Annotated in this window: 5 protein-coding genes; 1 reads left to right on the top strand and 4 read right to left on the bottom strand. The window is 55.0% G+C overall.

The window, feature by feature from the left end:
• Positions 1–456: 456 nt before the first annotated feature.
• The 4 genes from ACS5NL_RS22590 to ACS5NL_RS22575 all read right to left on the bottom strand — a co-directional run bounded on the left by ACS5NL_RS22590 (position 457) and on the right by ACS5NL_RS22575 (position 3,623).
• Positions 457–909, bottom strand: a complete 453-nt coding sequence (locus ACS5NL_RS22590) for a GFA family protein (protein WP_439356247.1) — start codon at positions 907–909, stop codon at positions 457–459.
• Between the two features lie 64 nt (positions 910–973).
• The gene (locus ACS5NL_RS22585) at positions 974–1,519 is read right to left on the bottom strand and encodes a hypothetical protein (protein WP_439356246.1); all 546 of its coding nucleotides are present in this window, start codon (positions 1,517–1,519) and stop codon (positions 974–976) included.
• Positions 1,520–1,573: 54 nt separating this feature from the next.
• Positions 1,574–2,488: a sterol desaturase family protein gene (locus ACS5NL_RS22580; protein ID WP_439356245.1), complete on the bottom strand. Its 915-nt coding sequence runs from the start codon at positions 2,486–2,488 to the stop codon at positions 1,574–1,576.
• A gap of 34 nt (positions 2,489–2,522) precedes the next feature.
• Positions 2,523–3,623 carry a 2Fe-2S iron-sulfur cluster-binding protein gene (locus ACS5NL_RS22575; protein WP_439356244.1) on the bottom strand — a complete coding sequence of 367 codons (1,101 nt, stop codon included), beginning with the start codon at positions 3,621–3,623 and terminating at the stop codon, positions 2,523–2,525.
• 116 nt (positions 3,624–3,739) lie between these two features.
• On the opposite strand from ACS5NL_RS22575, the gene ACS5NL_RS22570 reads away from it, so the two are divergent.
• Positions 3,740–4,645, top strand: coding sequence for a LysR substrate-binding domain-containing protein (locus ACS5NL_RS22570; RefSeq protein ID WP_439356243.1), 906 nt, complete (start codon positions 3,740–3,742; stop codon positions 4,643–4,645).
• The last annotated feature ends 428 nt before the right edge of the window (positions 4,646–5,073 follow it).

Genomic DNA, 5,073 nt, shown 5'->3' with positions numbered 1-5,073 from the left:
TTGGTGACCCAGTGAAGCGGCGGTATCCATCGCTGCGGGGAAGCAGCTGCGCGCGCGCCAGGCCCAAATGCATACTGCCTCCCAAGCTCTTGCCATTGAGCGGCAAGCGAGCGCTCAACCTTCCTTGGCCGAACGTGTTTCGAGGCCCAAAACTCGTGCCATACTTGGCCTCATGCGGTTGAATTTCCTATCCGTCTATGGATGACGGCTTACGGGCAGGGAATTAAAACGTCGCTATGACTGCAGTTGCGTCGACAGCCGCTGAGGGCCCTAACCGGCCATAGCCCCGCCAGAGTCTGAACAATCAGACCGCAGCGTTTACAGGTATTCGCCACCGTCAGCTTCCAGGCTTCACAATTCATTGTCTATCAGCTTCTTTGGTAGATAAACGGAAGACGCTATGTGTACGGAGTCGATGATGCAAATTGCAGGCATCCCCCAGTTATTTGGACCGACCTAAAACAGCAGTTTGGTCACAGCCAATTCACTGGCCCAGTATCCAGATACTTTGGGCAAATCATCTTCAAAATCCTTCACCCGCGAGTGATAAAAGATATGAACGCTGGTTGGTGGAAGCACACTTTGATCCGGGAAGTTTGCGCTTTGCACAAATGCGAGCCGAACAAACGGGGCCAACCGCAGGAAACCCACCACAGGGGCACCACACATGTCGCAAGTAGACCGACGCAGTGCGGGTGGCGGACGGTATTTACGAAACGTAAAAGGCTGCACATCCGGCAGCGTAATGGCCCCGCCCCACATCATGACTACGTCTGCATAGGGTTTCTTGTACAGCGTCTGACATATAGTGCAATGGCACTTGAATCGGCCGATGGGAGTCCCATCCACTTTGAAAATGGACTGGCCACATTGGCAGGAAGCAGTTTGAGTGAGTCGCTTGTAGGTCATACCTTTGGCACTGCAAATTGTGTTGAATTGAGTTCGGTTGACTGCAACAACCAATCCATCTCATTCATGGTTGTGTCTTCTCGCCGGTGATGGCCTGGTTCAGCACCAACTCGCCCTCAAATGTCCATTGGCGCCCAGTGGCACTGACGGGCGTGATGTAGAGCGTACCGATGCCCTGAAGGCCGACGAGTTTTCCGGTGCTCCCGACCACACCCCAATGACCGTCGAACAGATTGCGCGCCTTACCGTCCTGGACCACTTGGATGGCGTGCCACTGATATTTCAGATAAGCCTTATCCCCATTTGCCAAAGTGAAGACAAGATATCCGGCACCGTCCGCACCACCTTGGGCCGGCACAATATCGTGCATGCCCCACTCCTGCATGATTGCGCTGGCAAGCGGACCTGCGCCGCTAGTCATACCCTCACGCTGAACCAGGGATAGGGTACGGTTGCTGCCATCGGCGAACACCAGTTTGGCTTCCGCCGTGGGGGCGATGACGGAAACGAACCTGATCCGCTCAGCCCAACTTGGCGCAGCGACAGCTCCTGCCAAGAGCAGTGTGGCAACCTGATGACTCAGGTTGGACAAGGATTTCTTCAAACGCATGGTCTTTCCTCATTGGGTCATCATGGCGGTCATGGCCGCCATGGGTGCCGTGTTCTACATCTTGATCGTGACTCGGCCGTTTTGGCTTGTGTAAATGCGTGATTGCGCTTCCGAATCGGCCTTGGTAGGTGGGCGCAGATCAGCAGGCTGTGCGGTCTTCAGAACGGGCCACCACAACAGCTCGTACCAAGGTTCCACCTTCACGGTTTTGGGCACGCCGAAGGCCTCTTGCCGGGTGTGGGGGATGATGCCCGTGCGGTGAATGACATCGAAAATGAACAGGAACGGTGCATAGTTGGTCATGCCGTTGCCATATTTGCCAATGCCATGGTGCGCATGGTGGGTGTCCTGCAAGGTGACCACGCGCTCCAGCACCCACATAAAGGGCTGAGTGAATCTGTTTTTGTGCAACGCCAGATCCCAACGCGACCCGCTATGGGAAAGGAATCCGACAATGATCTTCGCTGAGCCCGCCAGCACCACGGGGGCAATATGGCCACCCCAGATGAAGAATGCTGTGATATAGGTGTTGGATGCCAGTGCCCACCACAACCAGTTCTCGCGGTAGGTGACCGTCACATTCATGTGCTCGGGTGTATGGTGGGCCTTGTGGATGCGCCACAGCCAGGGGATGGAGTGTGACAGGCGGTGAATCCAATAGTGCGCGTATTCTTCGACCAGCATGTAGACAAAGAAGGTGGTCCAAAAGCCCATGCCGTTCATGAATCCAGTGCCCCCAGGGAAGGCCTTCAGGAAGATCCACACCCAAACGCCCACCATCAGCGCTCTGGCGGTCAGGAAATTGACAAAGGCAAAGACGTTCAAGCCCATCTCTTGCATGGTGTATTGACGCCTGTCGCTTAGTGCGCCTGACAGGATGTCGATGACCAGGAAGAATATGAGCGAATATGCAAATACGAGCATGGCTTGATGCTCTGTCCAGTTGTGCAGGATGTCGATGATGTCCACGATGGTCTCCGTTGTTCTCTATGGGTTCAAGTTGTTAGGCTGCAACCAAATCCTGTGCATTGGTGGTCGGATGCAATGCGCTTTGGTCTAGGAATTTGTCGAAATGCAGCCGGTCTGCCGGGATATGTCCCTTGACCTTGGCAATCACCGCATCCACCATGGGAGGCGGACCGCAGAGGTAAGCGTCATGGTCTGCATAGTTGGGAACCACCTGGACCACATGGTCCGTGACCAGACCTCGCCTGCCGGTCCAGTTTGAATTCACGGGTTCATGCGAAAGAACCGGGTGGAACGCAAACGAGACCGGCCACGCAGCAGCCATCTCGGCAATTTCATCCAAGCAATACAAATCACGCTGCTGGCGGGCGCCAAACAAAAAAATCACCTGGCGTGAAATGCCCTCGGACCTCAGTTGTTCCAACAGAGCCTTGATGGGTGCCAGGCCGCTGCCTCCGGCCACGCAGAGGAGTGGCCGTTCGGTTTTGCGATAGCGGAAATCACCGTAGGGGCCCGTCACCGTTAAGCGTGCGCCCGTCCGATCAGCGGCAAACAGCCAATCGGTAAACAGTCCACCCGGCACATGGCGAATATAGAAAGAAGCGGAGTTGGCATTGCCGACTCCGGGAGCGCTGGCAAATGAATAGTTGCGCGGTGTCTCTGCCAACTGTGGCTCTGCGGGCACAGACAACTGCGCATATTGGCCTGCGATGTAGGCCAACGGCCGCTCCAAGGCCACCTGCACCTCGAAAATGTCGTGGGTTAGCGGGATCAGTGCACTGATCGTCGCGCTACTGGTGACCAAAGAGTCGTCTTCTGGGCTCAACCCAGGAACCCGGATCACCAAGTCACTTTCGGCAATTGTTTGGCAGGCAAGTACGTAGCCCTGCTCAATTTCTTCCAACGAAATGTGGTTTGTGATGTCACGCGTGAGTCGAACGCGACCATCCATAACGCGACAGCGGCACGTACCGCATTCGCCAACACCACAATAGTTCGGGACTTTGAATCTGGCATCCACCGCTGCAGTCAACACGGACTGATTGGGCTTCATGCTGGTCCTGAAGTTGGTGCCTTCGATACTCAGCTGGTTGGCAGCTTTGGATGAACCCTTGAATAACGCCTTGAACACTTGCATCTCCTGATCCCCTTATGGGCAGGCGTAATGTAGGCTTGACGAGAAAATAATAAAAATTGATATTCAATATGCCTGATATATGATGTATTGATATCGAACCTTTGTACGAGCCAGCGATGAACTTACGCAAAGTGGATTTGAATCTGCTGACGGTGTTTGATGCAGTCATGCGTGAAGGCAACTTCACGCGGGCCGCCGACAAAATTGGAATGACCCAGCCCGCTGTTAGTGAGGCGGTGGCAAGGTTGCGCCACCTGTTCAAGGATGATTTATTCATCCGCAACGGACGCGGTGTTCAGCCCACTCCGCGCGCCCATCAATATGCAGCACCGATACGGCGAAGTCTCGATCTAATTGCCGCAACGCTTTCGGAATCGCATACCTTCGATTTCGTGACGAGTACGCGTGCGTTCAATCTGTTTCTGGGTGATTATGGGGAATTGGTGATTCTTCCAAGTCTGATGCAATGGTTGGATGGCATGCAAGCGAAGGTGAGGATCAACTTGCGCGCCGCTTCCAGCGATCAAGTAGCAGATCAATTGCGCGATGGGCGATTGGACCTTTGGCTGACATCAGAGCCGATTGTGGACAATAGCTTCGTCAATCAGCCTGTCGGGACAGAGCGGTTGGTGTCTATGGTGCGCCGCGATCATCCGCTTGTTAAAGACTCCTTGAGCTTGGCGCAATTCCTGACTCTGCGCCACGTGATGATTGAATGGCATGACCCGAAAGGTACTGTAGTGGAGCACGCACTGCGGGCGCGCGGCATAGAGCGTCAGTGCGGCATGCAGGTGCACAGTTTTTTTGACATGCCCCGGGTGGTCTCAGCGACTGACATGATTTGCACATTACCCTCCCAAATGGCACGGCATTTTACCGAGGCGCACAACCTTAAGGCATATCCTTTGCCGGAGCTTGACATTGACATTCCGATGTTCTTAACTTGGCACAAGCGCTTCGACCCGGATCCTGGCCATACTTGGATCCGGGATTCCATCATCCGACTGCTAACCAGCCGTTGAGTGCTCCCTCCGTCGGTATTACCCGGCTTCGTAAGCACCACGGGCCAATCTGCCACCCCAAGCGCCAGTGTGTCCGTCAGCGTCTGCACGTGCCGGCCACTGTGCAAACGGGACTTCACCAAAGCGGTCATACACGATGCGATTACGTAAGCTGGTGAATGTCGGCTGTCAGGCTATGAATTGCATGATCGCTACGACTGCAATGGGTCGGCAGCTCCCAGTCGCAATACCCGGCAGCAGACTTTCAAATCACCGCTGAATGCCTGAGAATCGCCAGCGTCAGCTTTTCACCTGATACCCGCCGTTGTGGTGGACGGGGTGTTTGAGGAAGTGGAGGGCGAGGGCGATGCTGATGCGACCCCTCGAATCTCATCGCCGGGTGTCATCTTTCACGCGGCCACCGGCATCGATGCGGCTACCGTGGCCCC

Origin of the sequence: Hydrogenophaga sedimenti, assembly GCF_051857515.1 — a bacterium.
Classification (GTDB): domain Bacteria; phylum Pseudomonadota; class Gammaproteobacteria; order Burkholderiales; family Burkholderiaceae_C; genus Hydrogenophaga.
This window is presented reverse-complemented; position numbering and strand designations above follow the sequence as displayed.